This is a genomic window from Amycolatopsis sp. DG1A-15b (assembly GCF_030285645.1).
Lineage (GTDB): Bacteria > Actinomycetota > Actinomycetes > Mycobacteriales > Pseudonocardiaceae > Amycolatopsis.
Genome location: NZ_CP127296.1, coordinates 2,618,574 through 2,641,625, shown reverse-complemented (window position 1 = coordinate 2,641,625; position 23,052 = coordinate 2,618,574). Strand labels below are relative to the sequence as shown.

The 23,052-nt window shown below is 72.3% G+C and carries 14 protein-coding genes; 6 read left to right on the top strand and 8 right to left on the bottom strand.

Annotated features, from left to right (window positions below; translation table 11 throughout):
* Window positions 1-189: 189 nt before the first annotated feature.
* A complete protein-coding gene (locus QRY02_RS11980) occupies window positions 190-3,162 on the top strand; it encodes an AfsR/SARP family transcriptional regulator (RefSeq protein ID WP_285991598.1) in 2,973 nt (990 codons plus the stop codon).
* A 373-nt stretch (window positions 3,163-3,535) separates the two neighbouring features.
* Here the strand turns inward: QRY02_RS11980 and QRY02_RS11975 are convergent, their stop codons facing one another.
* Window positions 3,536-4,741: a phospholipase D-like domain-containing protein gene (locus QRY02_RS11975; protein ID WP_285991597.1), complete on the bottom strand. Its 1,206-nt coding sequence runs from the start codon at window positions 4,739-4,741 to the stop codon at window positions 3,536-3,538.
* A gap of 208 nt (window positions 4,742-4,949) precedes the next feature.
* Here QRY02_RS11975 and QRY02_RS11970 point away from each other — a divergent pair, with 208 nt between their 5' ends.
* On the top strand, window positions 4,950-7,022 hold the full coding sequence (locus tag QRY02_RS11970) for a putative Ig domain-containing protein (protein WP_285993821.1): 2,073 nt from the start codon (window positions 4,950-4,952) through the stop codon (window positions 7,020-7,022).
* Window positions 7,023-7,065: 43 nt separating this feature from the next.
* A complete protein-coding gene (locus QRY02_RS11965) occupies window positions 7,066-7,929 on the top strand; it encodes a GNAT family N-acetyltransferase (RefSeq protein ID WP_285991596.1) in 864 nt (287 codons plus the stop codon).
* Here the strand turns inward: QRY02_RS11965 and QRY02_RS11960 are convergent.
* Entirely contained in the window at window positions 7,854-8,210 is a 357-nt protein-coding gene (locus QRY02_RS11960) for an MmcQ/YjbR family DNA-binding protein (protein WP_285991595.1), read from the bottom strand. The genes QRY02_RS11965 and QRY02_RS11960 overlap by 76 nt on opposite strands.
* 54 nt (window positions 8,211-8,264) lie before the next feature.
* On the opposite strand from QRY02_RS11960, the gene QRY02_RS11955 reads away from it, so the two are divergent.
* Window positions 8,265-9,017, top strand: a complete 753-nt coding sequence (locus tag QRY02_RS11955) for a fructosamine kinase family protein (RefSeq protein ID WP_285991594.1) — start codon at window positions 8,265-8,267, stop codon at window positions 9,015-9,017.
* On the opposite strand, the gene QRY02_RS11950 is transcribed toward QRY02_RS11955, so the two are convergent.
* From QRY02_RS11950 to QRY02_RS11940, 3 genes are all read right to left on the bottom strand, one after another.
* The gene (locus tag QRY02_RS11950; RefSeq protein ID WP_285991593.1) at window positions 9,014-9,682 is read right to left on the bottom strand and encodes an HNH endonuclease family protein; all 669 of its coding nucleotides are present in this window, start codon (window positions 9,680-9,682) and stop codon (window positions 9,014-9,016) included. The genes QRY02_RS11955 and QRY02_RS11950 overlap by 4 nt on opposite strands.
* A gap of 94 nt (window positions 9,683-9,776) precedes the next feature.
* A complete protein-coding gene (locus QRY02_RS11945) occupies window positions 9,777-10,361 on the bottom strand; it encodes a hypothetical protein (RefSeq protein WP_285991592.1) in 585 nt (194 codons plus the stop codon).
* A gap of 913 nt (window positions 10,362-11,274) precedes the next feature.
* Entirely contained in the window at window positions 11,275-13,008 is a 1,734-nt protein-coding gene (locus tag QRY02_RS11940) for a pyruvate dehydrogenase (RefSeq protein WP_285991591.1), read from the bottom strand.
* Window positions 13,009-13,078: 70 nt separating this feature from the next.
* Between QRY02_RS11940 and QRY02_RS11935 the strand changes: the two genes are divergently transcribed.
* Together QRY02_RS11935 and QRY02_RS11930 are read left to right on the top strand one after the other, a co-directional pair.
* On the top strand, window positions 13,079-13,981 hold the full coding sequence (locus QRY02_RS11935; protein ID WP_285991590.1) for a LysR family transcriptional regulator: 903 nt from the start codon (window positions 13,079-13,081) through the stop codon (window positions 13,979-13,981).
* A 51-nt stretch (window positions 13,982-14,032) separates the two neighbouring features.
* Window positions 14,033-15,130 carry a calcium:cation antiporter gene (locus tag QRY02_RS11930; protein WP_285991589.1) on the top strand — a complete coding sequence of 366 codons (1,098 nt, stop codon included), beginning with the start codon at window positions 14,033-14,035 and terminating at the stop codon, window positions 15,128-15,130.
* 11 nt (window positions 15,131-15,141) lie between these two features.
* Here QRY02_RS11930 and QRY02_RS11925 read toward each other — a convergent pair whose 3' ends face one another.
* From QRY02_RS11925 to QRY02_RS11915, 3 genes are read right to left on the bottom strand one after another with little or no spacing between them, the layout of a single operon-like run.
* Complete coding sequence (locus QRY02_RS11925; RefSeq protein WP_285991588.1) at window positions 15,142-16,065, bottom strand: phosphotransferase family protein; 924 nt, start codon at window positions 16,063-16,065, stop codon at window positions 15,142-15,144.
* A gap of 6 nt (window positions 16,066-16,071) precedes the next feature.
* Complete coding sequence (locus tag QRY02_RS11920) at window positions 16,072-18,462, bottom strand: SpoIIE family protein phosphatase (protein WP_285991587.1); 2,391 nt, start codon at window positions 18,460-18,462, stop codon at window positions 16,072-16,074.
* On the bottom strand, window positions 18,459-23,003 hold the full coding sequence (locus QRY02_RS11915) for a hybrid sensor histidine kinase/response regulator (protein ID WP_285993820.1): 4,545 nt from the start codon (window positions 23,001-23,003) through the stop codon (window positions 18,459-18,461). The genes QRY02_RS11920 and QRY02_RS11915 overlap by 4 nt, the downstream gene beginning before the upstream one ends.
* Window positions 23,004-23,052 lie beyond the last annotated feature (49 nt).

Here is a 23,052-nt window from a genome sequence, read left to right as displayed (position 1 = left end):
TGGTGGTCCTACCCCCAGCTCGTGCCGCGCGTGAAACAACGACAGCCGAATCCGCCGGTTTCCCGGCGGCCGAGCCGGCTGCGGACATCGTCGGGAGCGTGCCCGGCAGCCCCGCCAGGATGGCGGACCGGGCCTGCACCACGCTTGCAGTACGCTTGCACACCCGATCGGGTGAACGGAGGTGACCGGGTGGAGTTCCGCGTCCTCGGCGCCGTCGAGGCGACGGCGGACGGCGCCCCGGTCGATCTCGGCTCCCGCAAGCAGCGCCTGGTCCTCGCCGTCCTGCTCCTCGAGACGCCGCGCCCGGTCTCCCTCGAAAACCTCGTGGACCTGCTCTGGCCCGACGATCCCCCGGCCAGCGCGCGCAACACCGTCCAGGCGCTGGTCTCCCGCCTGCGCGCGGTGTTCCGCGCCGCCGGCGGCCCCGAACTCGTCACGGAGGGGCACGGGTACGTCCTGCGCGCCGACCCGGACACCGTCGACGCCCACCGCTTCACCGCGCTGGCCCGCCGGGCCCGTGCGGCCGGCGACGAGGCCGCCGTCGAACTGTTCGACGAGGCCCTCGCGCTCTGGCGGGGCGACGCCCTCGCCGGGGCCGCGTCCGGCGAAGTCGCCGAGCGGCTCCTCGCCGGGCTGAACGAAGCCCGCTGGAGCGCGCTGGAAGACCGCATCGACGCGCAGCTGCGGCTCGGCCGGGGCCGCGACGTGCTCGCCGAGCTGACGACGCTGGTCGCCGCGCACCCGTTCCGGCAGCGGTTCGTCGGCCAGTTCATGCTCGCCCTGCACCGCGAGGGCCGCACCGACGCCGCCCTCGCCGCCTTCCGCGGCCTGCGCGCCCGGCTCGCCACCGAGCTCGGGCTCGACCCCTCGCCGGAACTGACCCGCCTGGAAGCCGCGATCCTCGCCGCCGACCCGGCTCTCGACCCCGCGCCGGAGCCGCCACCCGAGCCGGTCCGCCCGGCCCAGCTGCCCCACGACGTGCGCGGCTTCACCGGCCGTGCCGCCGAGCTGGCCCGGCTCGACGAGCCGGCGGGCCCCGGTCCCGGGGCGGACATCCGCGTGGTCACCGGCATCGCCGGCGTCGGCAAGACCGCGCTCGCCGTCCGCTGGGCGCACCGCGTCCGCGACCGGTTCGGTGACGGCCAGCTCTACCTCGACCTGCGCGGGTTCGACCCGGACCACGAGCCGCTCACCCCGGCCGTCGCGGCCGCGCAGCTGCTGCGGGCGCTGGGCACCGACCCGCGCGCGATCCCGCCGGACCCGGACGGCCGCACCGCGCTGTGGCGCTCCCTGCTGGCCGACCGGCAGGTGCTCGTCCTGCTCGACAACGCCCGCGACAGCGCCCAGGTGACGCCGCTGCTGCCGCCGTCGGGCACGGTGCTGGTCACCAGCCGCCAGCGGCTGGGCGACCTCATCGCCCGCACCGGCGCGCGGGCGGTGCCGCTGTCCGTGCTGCCCGCCGAGGATTCCCGGCAGCTGCTGGAAACCGTGCTCGGGCCGCCCGCGGTCGCCGCCGAGCCGGCCGCGGCGGCGGAGCTGGCCCGGCTGTGCGGGCACCTGCCGCTGGCGCTGCGGCTGGCCGCGGCGAACCTCGGCGCGGGCGAGGTGTCCGGCATCGCGGAGCTGACGCGGGAACTCGCCGGCGGCGATCCCCTTGCCGGGCTGAGCGTCGACGGCGCCGAAGAAAGCGCCGTCACGACGGCGTTCTCCGTGTCGTACCGGGCCCTGCCCGCCGAGCACCGCCTGCTGTTCCGGCGGCTCGCGCTGGTGCCGGGCCAGACGTTCACCGCGCCGGTGGCCGCGCGGCTCGCCGCGGTCGCCGACGGCCGCGCGGGCCAGCAGCTCAAGGCCCTCGCCGCGGCCAACCTCGTCGAACGGCACCTGCCCGGCCGCTACCGCTTCCACGACCTGCTGCGCAGCTACGCGGGCGGCCGGGTCGCGGCGGACGACACCACCGCCGACGGGGCCGCGGCCCGGCGCCGGCTGTTCGACCACTACCTCGCGACGGCCGACGCGGCGGGCCGGCTGCTGATCCCGCACTTCCTCCGGCTGCCCCGGCCCGAACCGGAACAGGCCTTCGACGGCACCGACGACGCGCTGGCCTGGCTGGACACGGAGTGGCCGAACCTCGCGGCCGCCGTCGAGCACGCGGCGGCGCACGGCCCGCACGAGTACGCGTGGCACCTGGCCGACGCCCTGCGGGCGTTCTTCCACCACCGCGGCCACCACACGGAGTGGATCGACACGGCCACGACGGCGCTCGCCGCCGCCCAGTCCGACGGCGATCGGCAGGCGCAGGCGGCGATGCGGCTGTCCATCGCGCTCGCCGGGGTCAACAGCGGCCGCTACACCGAAGCCCGCGCCCATCTGACGACGGTCCTGAACGACGGGCTCGCGGCGGAGTGGCCCACCGGGCGCGCCGCGGCACTCAACAACCTGAGCGCCGTGCACCAGCGCCTCGGCGACGCGCACGAGGCGATCGCGTGCGGCCTCGAGGCGCTGCGGCTGTGCGAAGAGACCGGCATGGCGGCCATCACGATGGCGCTGGCCAACCTCGGGTTCGCCTGCGGCCAGGTCGGCGACTTCGACGCCGCGCTCGGCCACTTCGGCCGCGCGCTGGAGATCGCCGAACGCGACGGCGCGCGGTTCAGCGTGGCCGTGCTGCTGGTCGACCTCGGGCACGTCCACCGCGACCTCGGGAACCCCGTCGCGGCCGAGTTCTACGAACGGGCCCTGACCGCCAACCGGGAACTCGGCTACCAGTACGGCGAAGCGGCGGCGCTGTCCGGCCGCGCGGTCATGGAGGCCCGGGCGGGCGACGCCACCCGGGCCCTCACCGACGCGGCCGACGCGGTGGAACTGACCCGCCGCATCGGTGACCGCGGCACCGAGGCGTCGGCGCTGGCCGCGCTCGGCGAAGTCTGCCTCCGGCTGGACCGCGCGGCCGATTCCGTCGCCCCGCTGACAACAGCACTGGACATCGCCCGCGAGACCAGCTTCACGTGGTGCGAAGCCGCGGCGCTGACCGGTCTCGCCGAAGCCGCGCTCGCCGTGGGCGACGCCGAATTGGGGCGCACCCACGGCGAAGCGGCGGTCAAGCTCGCCACCCAGGCGGGCTACCGGCCCCTCGAAGTCCGGGCGGCCCGCACCCTGGCGAGCTGAGGGCCCTCTGTCAGGCGGCCTGTTGGTGGTGGGTGTTGAGTCGGCCGTGTAGGTCGGGGTTGTAGGGCTTGTGGTCGTGCCAGTAGCGCCAGAGGATCCTGGGCCAGGCCGAAGGCGCCTGCCAGGACCAGTCGATCGCGAACGCGGGAAATCAAGCACTCCGGTCCGGGACGTGACGGTCGGTCGCTCACTGAGGCGCTCCAGGCCGACAAGCCTCGGCGCACAGCCCTGTGGCCGATCTGCACGTCCCGGGCCACCAGGCCCCGCAACTCTCAGCCAGGTCATCCCCACCGGGTGACTTCGTCAGCCCGGCAGACCCGGGGTGCAGACAAGACGCATCCGCCTGTCCACCCCCAACGTCCACCAGTGAGCGTCAGCAGGTGGCCGGCGCCGAGCACTTGGCGCGGGCCAGGATGGTGCTGAAGTTGTCCTGGTAGGCCGCGCTGATCGCCGCGTTCTCGACCTTGATCAAAATTTCGTCGTTGTCGCGCAGGGCCGCGCCGGAGATGTTGTGCGAGCCGGTGAAGACGAGCGCGCGGCCGGCCTTCTCGCTGTAGTTGCCCGTGTAGAGCATGTACTTCGAGTGCACGGTGATCTCACGGTCGTTCGCGGTCGTGGTGAACCGCTTGAGCGTCACGTTCGCCTTGCCCTTGAGGGCGGCCAGCGCCGCGGTGCCCATGTCGTCGTAGACGATCCGGACCTTGCAGCCCAGCTTCGCGATGCGGACCAGCTCCGTGACGACCGGGGTGCGCGAGTCGGCGATGTTGGCCTGCACGACGTTGAGCGAGCAGCCCGCTTCGTACTTGGTGATGTACTTCAGCAGCTGCGCCCACGTGTCGGTGGCGAACTCCTCCGAGGCGCCGCCCTGGGAGTCGGCGCGCGGCGAGAGATAGCTGGTGACCATGGTGGTCAGCGTCTTGTGGTAGCCGGCGTCGTCGAAGTAGTCGTTGTTCTTCTTCTGCGCCAGCATCTTCTGCATGTGCCCGAGGTAGAAGCCGTACAGGTCGGGGTCGCCGTGGGTGAGCAGGGCGTTGTTGAACATGTTGCCCTGCACCGTGGTCAGGTTGTACGAGCCGATGACGACGACGTCCTTCTTGCCCTCGGTCTCGGAGAACATCCACAGCTTGTCGTGGTTGATCGAGTGCGGGCTGCCGTCGTGGGCGATGCACCCGGTGTTGTCGCCGCCGGTGCCGCAGAAGACCAGCTGGGTCAGCCCGGCGGACTTGAGGATCGGCATCGCGGTGTTGGCGGGGTCGTCGTCCGCGGCGCCGTCGAGCGCGATCCGCACCTTGACGCCACGGGCCTGCGCCGCCTTGATCGCCTCGGCGAGCGCGGGCCGGGTCCAGCTGAAGAGGGAGATGTGGATCTCCGCCCCGGCCGGGGTGCCGTTGGTCAGCTGGACCAGCCGCGTTTCGATCGAGTGGTCGCGGTCGCCGTTCTCGGGCGGGTTGTTGAAGATCGCTTCCATGCCGGTGGCGCCGGCGGCCACCGGCGCCGAAGCGGCGTGCGCGACGCCGCTGCCGGCCAGCGCGAGCAGCGCGCCGACGGCCACGGTGAGCGCCTTGAACTTGGGGGCCATGTCGTCCTCCCTGTCGGAAGGACCCAAGCTCGCAAGCCGGTGTACAAGATCCGTACACCCGGACGTTGCCGCGCATACACGACGAAAGGGGCGTCCGGGCGGGGAGGAACCCGACTCTTGGCGGGTTCCGCCCATCCGGACCGCAGAGGACGCTTCTCCTGGCTCCCACGGGCGGAGCCGGGAAAGGACGACCTCCATGAGATCGAGGGTGCTTCCTGCTGCGCTCGGCGTGGCCATCGGCCTGCTGGGCACCGTCGCCGTCGCCACGCCGGCCGAGGCCGCCGCGGTCTGCGGTGACCAGCTCGTCGGCAACGGCGGGTTCGAGAGCGGCACCACGCCGTGGACCCAGACCAGCGGCGTCATCTCCGCCGCCACCACGGCGGAACCCGCGCACGGCGGGACGATGGTCGCCTGGCTGGATGGCACCGGCAGCACGCACACCGACACCCTGTCCCAGTCGCTGACGTTGCCCGCCGGCTGCGCGTCGGCGACCCTTTCGTGGTGGTCGCACATCGACACCAAGGAGACGACGACCAGCACCAAGTACGACAAGCTGGTGGTCCAGGCGGGCACCGACACCCTGGCGAGCTACTCGAACCTCGACAAGAACACCGGCTACGTCCAGCGCACCGTGGACGTCTCCCGCTACCTCGGCCAGACCGTGACGCTGAAGATCACCGGCACCGAGGATTCCAGCCTGGCCACCAACTTCGTCCTCGACGACTTCACGCTGACCACGACCGGGACGAGCAACCCGCAGTCGCCGGTCGTCACTTCGCCGGGTAACCAGAGCGGCGCCGTCGGCCAGGCCGCGTCCCTGCAGATCCAGGCGAGCGACCCGCAGGGCGACGCGCTCACCTACAGCGCGACCGGCCTGCCCGCGGGCCTGACGATCGGCGCGAGCACGGGCAAGATCACCGGTACCCCGACGACCGCGGGCACGTCATCGGTGACCGTGACGGCGAAGGACCCGGCCGGCAACAGCGGCAGCGCCACGTTCACGTGGACGATCTCGGCCGCCCCCGCCGACTCGACGCGCACGCCGGTCAACCCCGCCTACACGGTGAACCTCACGTCGAACACCGCGGGGGACACCTGGACCGGGCACCAGAGCGTCGGCTTCACCAACGGCTCGGCGACCGCGCTGCCCGAGGTGTACCTGCGGCTCTGGGACAACTACCACGGCAGCTGCCCGAGCACGCCGATCACCGTCACGAACGTCACCGGCGGCACGGCGTCCGCGCTGAGCGTGAACTGCACGGCCATGAAGATCACCCTGCCCGCGCCCCTGGCGCAGGGCCAGTCCGCGACGATCGGGTTCGACCTGAAGATCGTCGTGCCCAGCGGAGCCGACCGGTTCGGCCACGACGGCGCGTACAACATGATCGGCAACGCGCTGCCGGTGCTCGCCGTCCGCGATGGCGCGGGCTGGCACCTCGACCCGTACACGAACAACGGCGAGTCGTTCTACACGGTGATCAGCGACTTCGACGTCACGCTCGTGCACCCGGCGTCGCTGCTGACCCCGGCCACCGGCACCTCGACCGAGACGACCAGCGGTACCACGACCACCACGCACGCCGTGGCGGCCAAGGTGCGGGACTTCGCGTGGGCCGCCGGGCCGTTCGCGAAGATCACGACCACGTCCGGCAAGGGCGTGCGCGTCAACGTCTACTCGGTCAGCGGGATCTCCACCAGCAGCGCCAGCCAGATGCTGAGCCTGGCCGCCGACTCCATCGACGTCCACTCGGGACGCTTCGGCGACTACCCGTACGGCGAAGTGGACGTGGTGCTGGACAACAACTTCTGGTTCGGCGGTATGGAGTACCCGGGCTTCGTGCTGGACCTCGTTTCCACCACGGCGCTCCCCCACGAGCTGGCGCACCAGTGGTTCTACGGGATCGTCGGTGACGACGAGTACAACTCGCCGTGGCTCGACGAGAGCTTCACCGACTACGCCACCGACCTCTACCGCGGGATCACCGGCAGCGGCTGCGGCATCACGTGGCAGTCGAGCGCGGAGAAGCTGACCAACTCGATGGCCTACTGGGACGCGCATTCGTCCCGGTACTCCACGGTGGTCTACAACTACGGGAAGTGCACCCTGCACGACCTGCGGCGGCTGATCGGCGACACGGCGATGGCGAACCTGCTGAAGTCCTACGCCCAGTCGCACTGGTACGGCGTGTCGACCACGGCGGAGTTCAAGGCGGCGGCGCAAGCGGCCGCCGGGTCGACCGACCTGACGTCGTTCTGGGCTTCGCACCGCGTGGAGGGCTGAAAACCGGTTGGAGTTCCCCGTCCGCGTCCGCCACTGTGGGGACGTGGACGGGGAACGGCTTTTCTGTGACGTCGGCTTGGCCGAGCGCATCGAACGCGCGGAGGCGCGGTTCGTCGCGGCGTGCAGTGACGCGGCGCGAGCCCGGACGGGCGGCACCGGCGGGTTCGCGCGCCCGCTCGCCGGGGGCGTCGCCAGCTTCGCCGAGGCGGACTCGCCGTTCAACAAGGTCGCGGGCCTCGGTTTCGCCGGCCTGCCCGAAGACTTCGACCAGGTTGAAGCGGCTTTCGCCGAGCTGGGCGCGCCGGTGCAGGTCGAGCTGTGCCACCTGGCCGATCCCTCCGTCGGGACGTTCTTGACCGCGCGCGGCTACCGGCTGGAGTCGTACGAGAACGTGCTCGGCCGGCGCCTCGGCGGCCCGGTGGAAGCCGCCGACGGCGAGGTGCGGCCGTGCCGGGACGACGAGCTGGAAACCTGGCTGGCCGCCATCGCCGGCGCCTCCATGGTCACCGACACCGGAGGCCTGCCTTCGCACGAAGACTTCACCCCCGGGATCATCGTGAACGCACTGCGGGACATGGCCGGGGTCCGGCGGTACACCGCGGAGCGGAACGGCGAGTTCGCCGGCGGCGCGAGCTTCCGGGTCACCGACGGGATCGCGCAGTTCGCCGGCGCCGCGACCGTGCCCGCCCATCGCCGCCGCGGTGTCCAGACGGCCCTGCTGCGCACCCGGCTCGCCGCGGCCACCGCGGCGGGGTGCGATGTCGCCATCGTCACGACGCTGCCGGGGTCGAAGTCGCAGCAGAACGCCCAGCGGCAGGGCTTCGACCTGCTCTACGCCCGGGCGATCCTGGTGAAGGGCACCTCGGCGACGAGGTCTTCCGGCGCCGACAGCCGCCAGGCTTCGTAGAGGAGCTCGGCGAGTTCGTCGGCGTCGATGCCGTCGAGGTACACGACCACCCAGCCGAAGCCGCCGGCGGTGAACTGCACCTCGAACACGTCCGGCCGTTCCGAAACCAGGGCCAGCTGCTCGGACACGGTTTGCTTGAGACCGACGGTCCGCGTCCGCGGCCAGAAGTAGCCGAACCGCTTGCCGCGCACGCTGAAGGACGCGTAGTCGCGCGCCTCCGAGCGCTGGACCTCCGCCAGCCGGCCGAGCAGCTGTTCGAGTTCCCGGACCTGGACCGTCACCGTCGTCCCCCTGTTCTCCGGCGCCCACCGTAGCGCGCCGGTACGGTGCGGAACATGACCGAGTCCGGAGACCGCCGCGAGGTGGTGGTCAAGCGGGGCCACGCGCCCGGCGCGACGGCGGCCGAAGCGGCGGGCCTGCGCTGGCTGGCGGCGGCGGGCACAGTCCCGATCCCCACCGTGCACAGCCACGACCGGGACCGGCTGGTGATCGACCGCGTCCCCGCCGGTCGCCCGTCGGCCGCCGCGGCGGAACGCTTCGGCCGCGGGCTGGCCGGACTGCACACCGCGGGCGCCCCGGCGTTCGGTGCACCGCCGCCGGACGGACCGGCGGCGGCGTGGATCGGGCGGGCGCCGATGGCCAACGTGCCGGCGGACGACTGGGCGTCCTGGTACGCGGCCGACCGCGTGCTGCCCTACGTCCGGCTGGCGGTGGACGCGGGAACGTTCGGCCCGTCCGAAGCGGCGTTGTTCGAGCGGGCCTGTACCCGGATCCCGGCTTCAGCCGAGCCACCCGCGCGACTGCACGGCGACCTCTGGAACGGCAACGTCCTGTGGGACGGGCACGAGGTGTGGCTGATCGACCCGGCCGCCCACGGCGGGCACCGCGAGACGGACCTGGCCATGCTGCACCTGTTCGGCTGCCCGCACCTCGAGCGCGTCATCGCCGCCTACGACGAGGCGACGCCGCTCGCGGACGGCTGGCGCGACCGGATCGGGCTGCACCAGCTGTTCCCGCTGCTGGTGCACACCGTCCTGTTCGGACAGTCCTACGCCGGCCGTGCGCTGGCGGCGGCCCGCTCGTTCTAGCAGTGGTCGAGCATGCCGGCGAGGGCGTTCTTCTCCGGCACGGTGATCGTCAGGCCGTAGTCGTGCTTCACGACGATCCAGTCCGTGGCGTAGACGCACCAGTACGACACCAGCGGCGGCTTCCACGCGTCCGGCGCCTTGTCGCTCTTCTGTTCGTTGAGGTTGTCGGTGACCGCCTTCAGCTGCGGGCGGACGAGGTCGTTCGCGAACTGCTCGCGCCGCTCCCGCGTCCAGCTCTTGGCGCCGCTGACCCAGGCCTGCCCGAGCGGCACCATGTGGTCGATGTCCACATCGGACGCCTTGTGCCAGGTCTCGCCGTCGTACGGGCTGACCCAGGTGCCCGACTTCGCGGCGCACTGCGCGTCGGTCTGGACGTCCTGGCCGTCGCGCTTGAGCACCTGCTCGCGGACGTCGCAGTTCGCGTCGACCTTGTCCCAGTGCGGGAACTCGTCGCGGCTGTAACCGTCCATGGTGCCGCGCACGGCGATCTGCAGCGCCGCGAGCTCGTTGCGCGCCTCGGCGGGCGCGATCCGCGGGGCGGCGACCGTGCCGGGCGCCTGCGTCACGGGCCCGGCCCCGGACGCCAGCTCGTCGGCGAGCTTGCACCCGGAGAGGGAGGAACCGGCGAGGACGGCGAGAAGGACAAGCGCTCGGGTGCGCGGCATCGTGAACCCCTTTCACATCTACCGGGAGGTGCCCAGCGGACGCACCGGGGAAACGGTGCAGATGGCGAAGCTGACGCGAAAGGATCGTGGCAGCTCAGGAGCCGTGAAAGACCTGGTTGACGAAGACGGCGGCCACCACCCCGGCGGCGACGAGCAGGGTGAGCACGAAGACCAGGGCCCAGGGGACCTGCCGGATCGGCCGCTGCCGCGGGAAGACGTGCCCCCGCCCCGGCGGACTCCACGGCACGGGATCGTCTTCGACCACCACCGCAGGCAGCGGTGGCGGTTCCGGGAGCACCGGGATGACGGCAGGCAGTTCCGGCAACCGGTCGAGCAGCGGAAGCCGCGCCGGGAACCCGTCGGCGAGGAGGGCCGCCCGGGGCGGGGCGAGGTGCGCGAGGGAGAGGGCGTAGCAGGCGTCGAGGACGTCATCGGCCGACCAGACGGTCCGCCACCGGTTGTGCTGGGCGATGATCCGCCGCAGGCCACGGCGATCGGCGAGAACCACGGCGACTCCGGGCACCGGCTGCGGGTCGGGCCAGTGCAGCGCCGGTGGGTGGTCGGCACGGCTCGCTTCGCCCGGGGCCCGCTCGTCCCCCGGTTCACCCGGCCGCGCGCTTGGCTGGGGTGCGGGCGCACGCCGGGACACGTCGGGCTCGCTCGGCTGCGCGACCGCCACGGGCCGGCTCCCCGGCGAACCCTCCATCGGCCCGGGTTCGTGCGCACGCGGGGCCGGCTCCGGGTCGCTTGCGGGTGGAACTGACCCAGGCCTCTCGGAGCCGTCCACCGCCGGCGCGCTCACAGGCGGAACCGGAAACGACCCAGCCCTCTCCACCCCATCCGCTGACCCGCCCACCTCCCGCGCGCTCACAGGCGGAACCCGAACCGACCCAGCCCTCTCCGCCCCAGCCGCCGAGCCGGCGACCTCCCGCGCGCTCACAGGCGGAACCCGAACCGACCCAGCCCTCTCCAACCCATCCGCCGATCCGGCCACTTCCGGCCCAGCCGGCCGCGGGACCGGAACCACCCCAGCCCTTTCCGAGCCATCCGCCCGCCCGGCCACCGCCGGCCCGCTCGCCTGCGGAACCGCCACCGACACCGGACTACTCTGCGCCGTCCCGTTTCGTGATTCCGCCGGCGGAACCACCGCGATCAGGCCCGTCACGTGCCGCCCGCCTTCGTGGCCGGCGAGGGCTCCCCTGGCCGCCGCCACTGCTGCGCCCGTTCGGTCTCCGGGACCGGGCCACTCCGCCGGGCCCGGCTCGTGGGCCGCGATCACCACCACTCCGCACCTCGTGAACACCAGCGCGTCCACGAAACGGGGACCGAGGCGGGTCGGCAAAGTGATGCCCGCCAGCGCCAGTCCCGTCAGGTGCTCCGGGCCCGGCCCCCACGATCGCAGCAACGCCACCAAATGCTCCGCCGCCGGCGGGAGCGGCCGGTCTTCACCGGTTCGCTGGAGGGCCACGAGCACGCCGGTCACACCTCCCACGCCGGAACCGCGAGCAGTCCCTCGACGGTAGGAGAAAAACCGGCCACCACCCCAGCAGCCGAACGAGTGGTCGATCACCACCGTGCGTAGTGGCGCCGGGCTACGGCCGCGGGGTGTTGCGCAGGTTGGCCCGCGCCAGGTCGACCATCTTGCCGACGCCGCCGTTCAGCACCGTCTTCGTCGCCCCCAACGCGAACCCGCGCACCATCTCGCCGGTGATCCGCGGCGGGATCGACAGCGCGTTCGGGTCGGTCACCACCTCCACCACCGCCGGGCCGGGGTGGGCGAACGCCTTCTCCAGTGCGCCGCGCACGTCGTCCGGGTCCTCGACGCGCTCGGAAAACACGCCGCAGGCCGCCGCGATCGCCGCGAAGTTCACCGGGGCGTGGTCGGTGCCGAAGTCCGGGAGGCCGTCGACCAGCATCTCCAGCTTCACCATGCCCAGCGTGGCGTTGTTGAACACCACCACCTTCACCGGGACGTCGTACGCCGGCAGCGTCAGCAGGTCGCCCATCAGCATCGCGAGCCCGCCGTCGCCCGACAGCGACACGACCTGCCGGCCCGGCTGGGACAGCTGGGCGCCGATCGCGTGCGGCAGCGCGTTCGCCATGCTGCCGTGGCGGAACGAACCCAGCACGCGGCGGCGGCCGTTCGGCGTCAGGTACCGCGCGGCCCAGACGTTGCCCATGCCCGTGTCGACGGTGAACACCGCGTCGTCGGCGGCGACCTCGTCGAGCACCGAAGCCACGTACTCCGGGTGGATCGGACGGCGGTGCTCGATCTTCGTCGTGTACGCGCCGACGACCTTCTCCAGCTTCCGCACGTGCTCACGCAGCATCCGGTCGAGGAACGCGCGGTCGGTGCGGGGCCGCAGCAGCGGGAGCAGCGCGCGCAGCGTCTCCTTGACATCGCCGTGCACGGCCAGGTCCAGCGGCGTGCGCCGGCCGAGGCGTGAGGCGTCGTGGTCGAGCTGGATCGTCCGGGCCTGCGGGAGGAAGTTGTCGTACGGGAAGTCCGTACCCAGCAGCACGATCCGGTCGGCCTCGTGCATCGCGTCGTAGCAGGCGCCGTAGCCGAGCAGGCCGCTCATGCCGACGTCGAACGGGTTGTCGTACTGGATCCACTCCTTGCCGCCGAGGGAGTGCCCCACCGGTGCGGCGAGCTGCTCCGCCAGCGCCATGACCTCGTCGTGCGCGCCGCGCACGCCCGCGCCGGCGAACAGCATCACCTTCTCACCGGAGTTCAGCAGGTCGGCCAGTTCCCGGACGGTCTCCGGAGAAGGCACCGCGGGCGACGGCGTCACCAACGGGAGGCGCTCGGTGAGCGGGCCGGTGGCCTTGCGGTCGGCCAGGTCGCCCGGGATGGTCAGCACCGCGACACCGCCCTTGCCGACGGCGGCCTGCGTGGCGATCCGGAGCAGCCGCGGCAGCTGGGCCGGGTCCGCCACCACCTCGCTGAAGTGGCTGCACTCGGCGAAGAGCCGGTCCGGGTGGGTCTCCTGGAAGAACCCGGTGCCGATCTGGTTCGACGGGATGTGCGACGCGATCGCCAGCACCGGTGCGCCCGAACGGTGGGCATCGAACAGGCCGTTGATCAGGTGCAGGTTGCCCGGCCCGCAGCTGCCCGCGCAGACGGCGAGCTTGCCGGTGACCTGCGCCTCGGCCGCCGCGGCGAAGGCAGCGGTTTCCTCGTGGCGGACGTGGACCCACTCGATGCCGTCGGTGCGGCGGACCGCGTCGACGATCGGGTTCAGGCTGTCCCCGACGATGCCGTAGATGCGCTCGACCCCCGCGTCGCGCAGGGTCCTGACCAGTTGTTCCGCCACGGTAGCCATACCTCCAGCGTGGCCCCGGATGATCGATGCGTCCAATGCCTGATTGGCTGACCTTCCATACACTGAAAACATGGACGTCCAGACGCTGCGGCTCTTCCGGGAGGTCGCGGCCGGCGCCACCGTCACGGAGACCGCCGCGCGGGCGCACGTCACCCAGCCCGCGCTGTCCCGGGCCCTCCGGCGGCTCGAGCACGAAGCCGGGGCGGACCTCTTCCGCCGGTCGGGGCGGGTGCTGCGGCTGACGCCGGCCGGGCACGCCTTCAAGCGGCACGTCGACCTCGTGCTCGATCAGCTCGACCAGGGCCTGCGCGAGGTCGGCGAGATCGTCGCGCCGGACACCGGGGTCGTCCCGCTGGCGTTCCTGCACACGTTCGGCACCTGGCTCGTCCCCGCGGTGCTGAGCGGCTTCCTGCGCGAGCACCCCGGCACCCGGTTCGAACTGCGGCAGCACGGCGAGGCCGGGCTCGAGGCGGAGCTGCTCGACGGCACCGCGGACCTCGTCATCACCAGCGGCGACCCCGGGCACCTCCAGCTGCACTGGTCCCGGCTGCTCGTCGAGCCGCTGCGGCTGGCCGTGCCGCCGCACCACCGGCTCGCCGGGCGCCGGCGGGTCCGCCTCGCCGACGTCGCGGACGAGACGTTCATCCTGCTGCGGACCGGTTACGCCCTGCGGGAGACGACCGAGCAGCTGTGCGCCGAGGCCGGGTTCGCCCCGCGCATCGGGTTCGAAGGCGACGAAGTCGAGACACTGCGCGGGCTCGTCACCGCCGGCCTCGGCGTGTCCGTGCTTCCGTTGCCGCACACGGCGGCGTTCCCGGCACCGCACCTGGAACTGACCGATGTGGACGCTGCGCGCGACATCGGGCTCGCCTGGGCGGCCGGGCGGAACCTCCCGCCGCCCAGCGAAACCTTCCGCCGGCACGTCCTCGCCACCGTGCCCGCGCAATTCGACAGTCCACAAGGGACGATGTGAGAAGTGCCGTACGGGCCCGCGAAATCGCCGCCGGTGTGCGAGGGTGGAGGCATGGTCGCCGCGCTGAGATCCTTCCTGCTGTCCTGGACCTCCGTCACCCCGGTGCTCGGCGTGCTCGTGCTGGCCCTCGCCTGGGGCCGCGACCTCGGCCCGGTCTTCGTGGCCGTCGTCGCCATCGCGCTGGGGGCGACCGTGCTGGCCGCGGTGCACCACGCGGAGGTCGTCGCCCACCGCGTCGGGGAACCGTTCGGCTCGCTGGTGCTCGCGGTGGCGGTCACCGTCATCGAGGTCGCGCTGATCGTCACGATGATGGTGTCCGGCGGTCCGGAGGCCGGTTCGCTCGCGCGGGACACGGTCTTCGCCGCCGTCATGATCACGACCAACGGCATCGTCGGCATCTCGCTGCTGGTCGGCGCCCGCCGCTACGGCTCGACGCTGTTCAACTCCGAAGGCAGCGGCGCCGCGCTGGCGACGGTCGCGACGCTGGCCACGCTGAGCCTGGTGCTCCCGGCGTTCACCGCCAGCACACCCGGGCCGGCGTTCTCCCCCACGCAGCTGACGTTCGCGGCTTTGGCGTCCCTGGTGCTGTACGGGACGTTCGTGCTGACGCAGACGGTGCGCCACCGCGACTTCTTCCTCCCGGTGGCGGCCGACGGCGCGGTCAAGGAGGACGACCACGCCGACCCGCCGTCGAACCGGGCGGCGCTGGGCAGCCTGGCGCTGCTGCTGGTGGCGCTGGTCGCGGTGGTCGGGCTGGCGAAGGTGGAGTCGCCGGCGATCGAAGCCGGGGTGCGTGCCGCCGGGTTCCCCCAGTCGTTCGTCGGCGTGGTGATCGCGCTGCTCGTCCTGCTGCCGGAGACGCTCGCGGCCACGCGCGCGGCCCAGCGCGACCGGATGCAGATCAGCCTCAACCTCGCGTACGGCTCGGCGATCGCCAGCATCGGCCTGACGATCCCGGCGATCGCGCTGGCGTCGGTGTGGCTGCCGGGCCGGCTGCTGCTCGGCCTGGGCTCGACGCAGATCGTCCTGCTCGCGCTGACGGTGGTGGTGAGCGTCCTGACGGTGGTCCCCGGCCGGGCGACCCGCCTCCAGGGCGGCGTGCACCTGGTGCTGCTGGCGGGCTTCCTGGTCCTGGCGATCAACCCCTGACCCCGCCGAACTCATGGAGCGTGGCGTCGCTGCAGGAGTTCGTGCGTCCACGCCGTGTGGCGCCGGCGTAGTTCGGTCGCGGTGAGGTCCGGGCGGCCGAGGTCGCGGTAGTTGGGGACCCAGTCTTCGACGGTTTCGTGCGACCGGGCGAGTGTCCACAGGTCCCACAGGTGCGGGTCGCCGACCGTGGTCCCGCCGGCTTCTTCGTAAGCGTGGAGGAACACGTCGGCCAGGTTTCGGCCGTAGAGCAGGTAGAGGTCGAAGCGACACCAGCCGACGTCGTAACCGGCTGGTCCGCGGGCCGCTCCCTCCCAGTCGATGACGCCGGTGAGCGTGCCGTTGCGCCAGATCACGTTGCCCGATTGGTAGTCGCCGTGCGTCAGCACCAGAGGTGCGGCGGTGATCGTCTTTTCCCATGCTTCGTCGACGACGCGGGCAGCCGGTCCGAAGAGCCGGGCGCGGTACCCCCTGCGGTCGAAGACGGTGTCGAGGTGGGTGGCCACGTCGATGTCGGAGGCGTGGATGCGGGCCAGCGTGTGCCCGAGCTGAACCGCCCAGTGCCGGGGGTCGTCCGGGATGATGTCGGCGGTGCCGGGAAGCCGGCTGATCAACACCCACGACGGAGTCTTGCCGTCCTCGTCACCACGGGCGAGAAGGCGTGGGGCCAGACCCCCCAAGGTGTCGATCGCGGTGAGGGCCCGTTCCTCGTCGGCGGCCGCCGGGTCGCCGGCGGGGAACACGCGAAGGATCATTTCGCGCCGGGGGGTGGCGGTCCGGATCAAGCAGGTTGTCGCGTGGGAACCGCCGGGCAGTGGCCGAACGGCGTCGAGGGTTGCCGAAGGTCCGGCCAGCCTGGTCGCCGTGGCCAGTGCCGCGGGCGGCGCGGTGGACACCGAGTGGTTGTCTCCTGGTTCTCGTCGCGGGGTCGCGGGCATTTCGGCTCAAGCCGTGGTGACCTCGATGCCGACCACGCAGGTGTCGTCGTCCGTGTCCGCCGTGCTGTAGGTCAGCAAGGTGTCCAGCTGGTGCTCGAGGCCGCCGTCGTGGCCGTCGACCAGGGTCACCAGGCGGGACACCGAATCCTGGACCGGCCGGTCGCGGCGCTCGATCAGGCCGTCGGTGTAGATCAGCAGGATGTCGCCCTCGGCGAGCTGCAGCTCGTCCTCCTCGTACGTCACGTCGCGGACCGCGCCGAGGAGGGAGCCGCGGATCAGGGGCAACGTCGTCGCCGTGCCGTCGCGGTGGCGGACGATCGGGGGCAGGTGCCCGGCCCGCGCCCACCGGAGCTTCCGGTGCGCCGGGTCGTAGACCGCCGCGACCGCCGTGGCCGTGACGTGGTCGGTCAGGTGGTAGGCCACCAGGTTCAGCCACGTCAGCAGCTGGGCGGGCCCGGCGCCGGTCGCCGCGAGGCCACGCAGGGCGTTGCGCAGGCTCACCATCCCGGTCGCCGCGTCGATGCCGTGCCCGGCGACGTCGCCGACGCACAGCAGCACCTCGCCTGTCGGCAACGCGACCGCGTCGTACCAGTCGCCGCCGACCAGGTGCTCCTTTTCCGCCGGCCGGTAGCGGACCGCCGCGCGCAGGCCCGGCATGTCGATCGGGCCCTTGACCGGCGGCATGATCGCGTGCTGCAGCTGCAACGCGAGCCGATTGCGCTCGATCGCCTCCTGCTCGGTCTCGGCCAGCCTGTCCCGCGTCGCGGCCAGCGCCACCTCGGTCCAGTGCTGCGACGAGACGTCCTGGTAGGCGCCGCGGACCGCGACCAGCTCACCACGGGCGTCGACGACCGGCTCGGCGACCACCCGGATGTGCCGGGCGACGCCGTCGGAGCGCTGCAGCCGGAACGCCGTCGACGACGGCCGCTTGTGGTGCAGCACCGCACGCAGGAACCGGCCGATCGCCTGCGCGTCGTCGGGGTGCGCGTGCGTGGCCAGCTCGTGCAGCGACAGCGGCGTCGCGTTCGGCGGCAGGCCGTACAGCGAGAACAGCTCGGTGTTCCAGGTGATCACCCCGGTGACGACGTTCTCCTCGAAGCCGCCGATGCGCCCGAGCCGCTGCGCGTGCTGCAGCAGCACCGCGAGCTTCGCCGCGTCGTCCTGGATGCGCAGGATCAGCAGCACGTTCCCGGCGAAGCGCGTCACGCTGACGTCGGTGAGCACGGTCAGCGGCACCTGGTCGACCAGGGTGGTGATCGCCATGCTGTCGGCCCGGAACGGCTCGCCGGTGGCGTAGACGCGCTGGATCTTGTCGAGCAGGCCGCTTTCCTCGGCCGCCAGCGGGTACGCCTCCAGCAGCCGCGTGCCGACGATCCGGCTGCGCGGGCGGCCGCCCGGGTCGGCGAACCGGACGTTCGCGTGGTGGATGCGGAAGTCGCTGAGCCGGTTGCCGCCGTCGACGCACGGCGACAGCAGCACCGCCGGGTCGTGCAGGCCGTCGATGAAGTCGACCAGCTCGCCGAGGAAGTCGCCGGACCCGCCGGCGGCCACCGGCGCGACCACGCCGTCCCAGGTGTCGAGGGTGTGCGCGCACAGCTCGGCCAAGGCCTCCAGCTGCCGTCGCTGGCGTCCGGGCTCCGCGGGCAGCGGCTCCGGCCAGCACATTTCGACGACGCCGATGATCCGCCCGCCGGTGCCGGTCGGCACCGTGACCCGGCCGCCGCCGGACAGCGTGTGCTGCCCGATCGAGGGCAGCCCACCACCCGCGAGCGTGGGGAACCAGACGGTGTCGCGCTCGAGCAGCGCACTGCGGGCGGGGGTCGCCACGCCGGGCGGGACGTAACACCAGCGCGCCGCTTCCTCGGCGGAGAACCCGGCCGAACCGGCCAGCGTCAGCGACCCGTCCGGCCCGGCGAGCCACACCGCGACGGCGGTCGCGCCGAGCGGCCGCAGCGCGTGCTCCAGAATGGACTCCGCGACGCGCTGGGTGTCCCCCGCCGCGAGCACGCCGCTCTCGGCGGTCCGCAGCCGCACCGCGACGGACTCTCCGCCCTCGGCCCGGGCCAGGAACTCCTGCGTCACCTCGGTGATGCGGTCCTCGGCCGCCTCGCCGACGACGTCCGCGGCGAACTCCAGCGGCGTCATCCCGGAGCGCTCGGCCAGCGACTCGAGCTGCTTCGCCGCGTCCGACGGCGTGCAGTGCAGGCGCTCCATCAGCACGCCCTTGGCCAGCTCGATCAGCCCGCGGCCGTCCGCGACGGCGTGCGCGTGGTCGACCTCGCCGCGCAGGCGGGCGACGGTGTCGGCGAGCCGGGCGAGGTTGGCCGACACCTCCGCCGGCGAGGGCAGCACGGGCACACCCTGGTCTTCGGCGGGCAACCGCTCGTCCCCGATCACGCCGTCACGTGCCGCTTGATGCGGGCGACCAGGTCGTCCGCATCGACCGGTTTGGTGACGTAGTCGGTCGCGCCCGAGGCGAGGCTCTTCTCCCGGTCGCCCGGCATCGCCTTGGCCGTCACCGCGACGATCGGGATCCCGGCGTGCTCGGGCATCGCCCGGATCTTCGCCGTCGCGGTGTAGCCGTCCATCTCCGGCATCATCACGTCCATCAGGATCAGGTCGATGCCGGGGTGCGACGCGACCGTCTCGACGCCCTTGCGGCCGTCCTCGGCGTGCAGCACGTGCATGCCGTGCAGTTCCAGGATCCCGGTCAGCGCGTAGACGTTGCGCGGGTCGTCGTCGACGATCAGCACCGTCCGGCCGGCCAGCGTGGTGTCGACGTCGGCCGGGCGCACCGGCGCGGCCGGTTCGTCCGGGCGGACCAGCGGCAGCACCGCACCGGGCTCCTCGGCCGACAGGTGCAGCGCGATCCGCTCGCGCAGCTCGTCCAGCCCGGACAGCACCTCCAGCGACGGCACGTCCGCGCGGGACTGCACGAGCTGTTCGAGTTCGCCGTCGAGCCGGCGGCTGTTGTGCGCGAGCACCGGCACCAGCCGCAGCGCGCTGTCGCCCTGCATCGCGTCGAGGAAGGTGAACGCGGTCCGGTCCGGCAGGTCCAGGTCGAGCACCACGCAGTGGTAGGCGTCGGTGGCGAGCGCGGCGGCCGCCTCCTGCGTGCCGACCGCCGTCACGACTTCCACGTCCGCGGGCGAGAGGCCGATGTCCCGGCTGTCGGCCAGGTCCGCCGCCGCGCTTTCGGCGACGAGCGTCAGCAGCCCGTGCTGGCGTTCCTCGACGACCAGCAGCCGCCGGTGGGCCCGGGGCCCGGACGCCGGGACGAGGGCGCCGGAATCGGTCGTCGCGACCTCGGTGCCGGGGTGCTCCCCCGCGGGCAGCTGCGCGAAGTCCGGCCGGGCCACCGGCAGCGCGAAGACGAACGTGCTGCCCTCGCCCAGTGTGCTTTCGGCGGTGATGACGCCGCCGAGCAGCTGCGCGATCTCGCGGCTGATCGACAGGCCGAGCCCGGTGCCGCCGTACTTGCGGCTGGTCGTGCCGTCGGCCTGCTGGAACGCGCCGAAGATCGATTCGAGCTGGTGCTCGGCGATCCCGATGCCGGTGTCGGTGACCCGGAACGCGACCGCGGGCCCGTGCACCCGCAGCGGCCGGGGCAGCCGGTCGGAGTCCACCGGCTCGATGTGCAGCTCGATCCCGCCGATTTCGGTGAACTTGACCGCGTTGGACAGCAGGTTGCGCAGCACCTGCCGCAGCCGGGAGTCGTCGGTGAGCAGCTCGGTGGGCGAGCCGGGGGCGACGGTGATCCGGAAGTCCAGGTTGCGCTGCGACGTCATCGGCCGGAAGGTCGCCTCGACGTAGTCGATGAGCTGGCGCAGCGACACCTGCTCCGGGGTGACGTCCATCTTCCCGGCCTCGACCTTCGACAGGTCGAGGATGTCGTTGATCAGCTGCAGCAGGTCCGAACCCGCGGAGTGGATGATGCCCGCGTACTCGACCTGCTTGGCGGTGAGGTTGCGGGTCGGGTTCTGCGCGAGCAGCTGGGCGAGGATCAGCAGGCTGTTGAGCGGGGTGCGCAGCTCGTGGCTCATGTTGGCCAGGAACTCCGACTTGTACTTCGACGCCAGCGTCAGCTGCTGGGCGCGGGCCTCCAGCTCCTGGCGGGCCTGCTCGATCTCCAGGTTCTTCGTCTCGATGTCGCGGTTCTGCGTGACCAGCAGCGCCGCCTTCTCCTCCAGCTCGGCGTTGGAGGACTGGAGCTCCTCCTGCCGCGCCTGCAGTTCCTCCGAGCGGGCCTGCAGTTCCGCGGTCAGCCGCTGCGACTCGCCGAGCAGCTCGTCGGTGCGGGCGTTGGCGACGATGTTGTTGACGTTGACGCCGATCTGCTCCATCAGCAGCTCGAGGAACGCCCGGTGCACCGGCGTGAAGCCGTGCACGGACGCCAGCTCGATCACCCCGAGCACCTGGTCCTCGACCACGATCGGCAGCACGATCAGGCTGGCCGGCGTGGTGCTGCCGAGGCCGGAGGAGATGGTGGCGTAGCCGGGCGGCACGTCGTCGACGGCAATCGCGCGGCGGCTGCGGGCGGCCTGGCCGACCAGCGACTGACCGACGCGGAACCGGGCCGCCGGTCCATCCCCGTCATCCGGGTGGCCGTACGCGCCCACCAACCGCAGTTCCGGGACCTCGGCGGTGTCGTCGGCCAGGTAGAAGGCCCCGTACTGGGCGTTGACCAGCGGGACGAGCTCGTCCATCACCGCGGCCGCGACGACGGCGAGGTCCCGGCGGCCCTGCATCAGCCCGGTGATCGTGGCCAGGTTGGACTTCAGCCAGTCCTGCTCCTGGTTCGCCCGCGTGGTCTCGCGCAGCGACTCCACCATCGAGTTGATGTTGTCCTTCAGCTCGGCGACCTCGCCGGAGGCGTCGACGGTGATCGAGCGGGTCAGGTCGCCCTCGGCGACCGCGCTGGTGACCTCGGCGATCGCGCGGACCTGGCGGGTGAGGTTCCCGGCCAGCTCGTTGACGTTCTCCGTCAGCCGCTTCCAGGTGCCCGACACGCCTTCGACCTCGGCCTGGCCGCCGAGGCGGCCCTCGCTGCCGACCTCGCGCGCCACCCGGGTGACCTCCGCGGCGAACGCCGAGAGCTGGTCGACCATCGTGTTGATCGTGGTCTTGAGCTCGAGGATCTCGCCGCGGGCGTCGACGTCGATCTTGCGGGTCAGGTCGCCCTGCGCGACGGCGGTGGTCACCTGGGCGATGTTGCGGACCTGGCCGGTGAGGTTGTTCGCCATCGAGTTGACGTTGTCGGTGAGGTCCTTCCACGTCCCGGCCACGTTCGGCACCCGGGCCTGGCCGCCGAGCATGCCCTCGGTGCCCACCTCGCGGGCCACGCGGGTGACCTCGTCCGCGAACGCCGACAGCGTGTCGACCATCGTGTTGATGACGTCGGCCAGCGCGGCGACCTCGCCCTTGGCCTCCACGGTGATCTTGCCCGACAGGTCGCCGCGGGCGACGGCCGTGGCGACCTGCGCGATCGAGCGGACCTGGCCGGTGAGGTTGGACGCCATGACGTTGACGTTGTCGGTGAGGTTCTTCCAGGTCCCGGACACGCCGCGGACGGTGGCCTGGCCGCCGAGGTTGCCCTCGGTGCCCACCTCACGCGCCACCCGGGTGACCTCGTCCGCGAACGCGGACAGCTGATCCACCATCGTGTTGATGGTGTCCTTCAGCTCGAGGATCTCGCCGCGGGCGTCGACGCGGATCTTCTGGGACAGGTCGCCGCGGGCGACCGCGGTGGTGACCTGGGCGATCGAGCGGACCTGCGCGGTGAGGTTGTCGGCCATGACGTTGACCGACTCGGTGAGGTCCTTCCAGGTGCCCGAGACGCCCTTGACGTCGGCCTGGCCACCCAGCCGGCCCTCGGTGCCCACCTCGCGGGCCACTCTCGTGACTTCGTCCGCGAACGCGGACAGCTGATCCACCATCGTGTTCAGCGTGTCCTTGAGCTCCAGGACCTCGCCGCGGGCGGTGACGTTGATCTTCTGCGACAGGTCGCCGCTCGCCACCGCGGTGGCGACCTGGGCGATGTTGCGGACCTGGTCGGTCAGGTTGCCCGCCATGAAGTTCACCGAGTCGGTGAGGTCGCGCCAGGTGCCCGAGACGCCCTTGACGTCGGCCTGGCCACCCAGCCGGCCCTCGGTGCCGACTTCTCGCGCGACTCGGGTGACTTCGTCGGCGAACGAGGACAGCTGGTCGACCATCGTGTTGATGGTGTTCTTGAGTTCGAGGATTTCACCGCGCGCGTCGACGGTGATCTTCTGGGAAAGATCGCCCTTCGCCACCGCCGTCGTCACCTGGGCGATGTTGCGGACCTGGTCAGTCAGGTTGCCGGCCATGAAGTTCACCGAGTCGGTGAGGTCGCGCCACACGCCGCCGACGCCGGGCACCTGGGCCTGGCCGCCGAGGCGGCCTTCGCTGCCCACCTCGCGGGCGACGCGGGTGACCTCGTCGGCGAACGACGACAGCTGGTCCACCATCGTGTTGACGGTGTCCTTCAGCTCGAGGATCTCACCGCGGGCGTCGACGTCGATCTTCTGCGACAGGTCGCCCTTCGCGACCGCGGTCGCCACCTGGGCGATGTCACGGACCTGGGTGGTCAGGTTCCCGGCCATGGCGTTCACCGAGTCGGTGAGGTCCTTCCAGGTGCCGGACACGCCGGGGACCTTCGCCTGTCCGCCCAGCTGCCCCTCGCTGCCGACCTCCCGCGCGACGCGGGTGACTTCGGAGGTGAACAGCGAGAGCTGGTCGGCCATGCCGTTGAACACCGTGGCGATCTCGCCGAGCAGGCCGTCGGCCCCGCCGGGCAGCCGGATGCCGAAGTCGCCGTCGCGGACGGCGGTCAGGCCGGCCAGGAGGCGGCGCAGCTCCTGCTCCCCGGCCTCGCCCACGCCCGAGGCGTCCGCCCCCGGGCGCACACCGTCGACCATTGCCCCGCTCATCCGTCACCCGTTTCTTCGTTCGCCGGCACCCACGGCG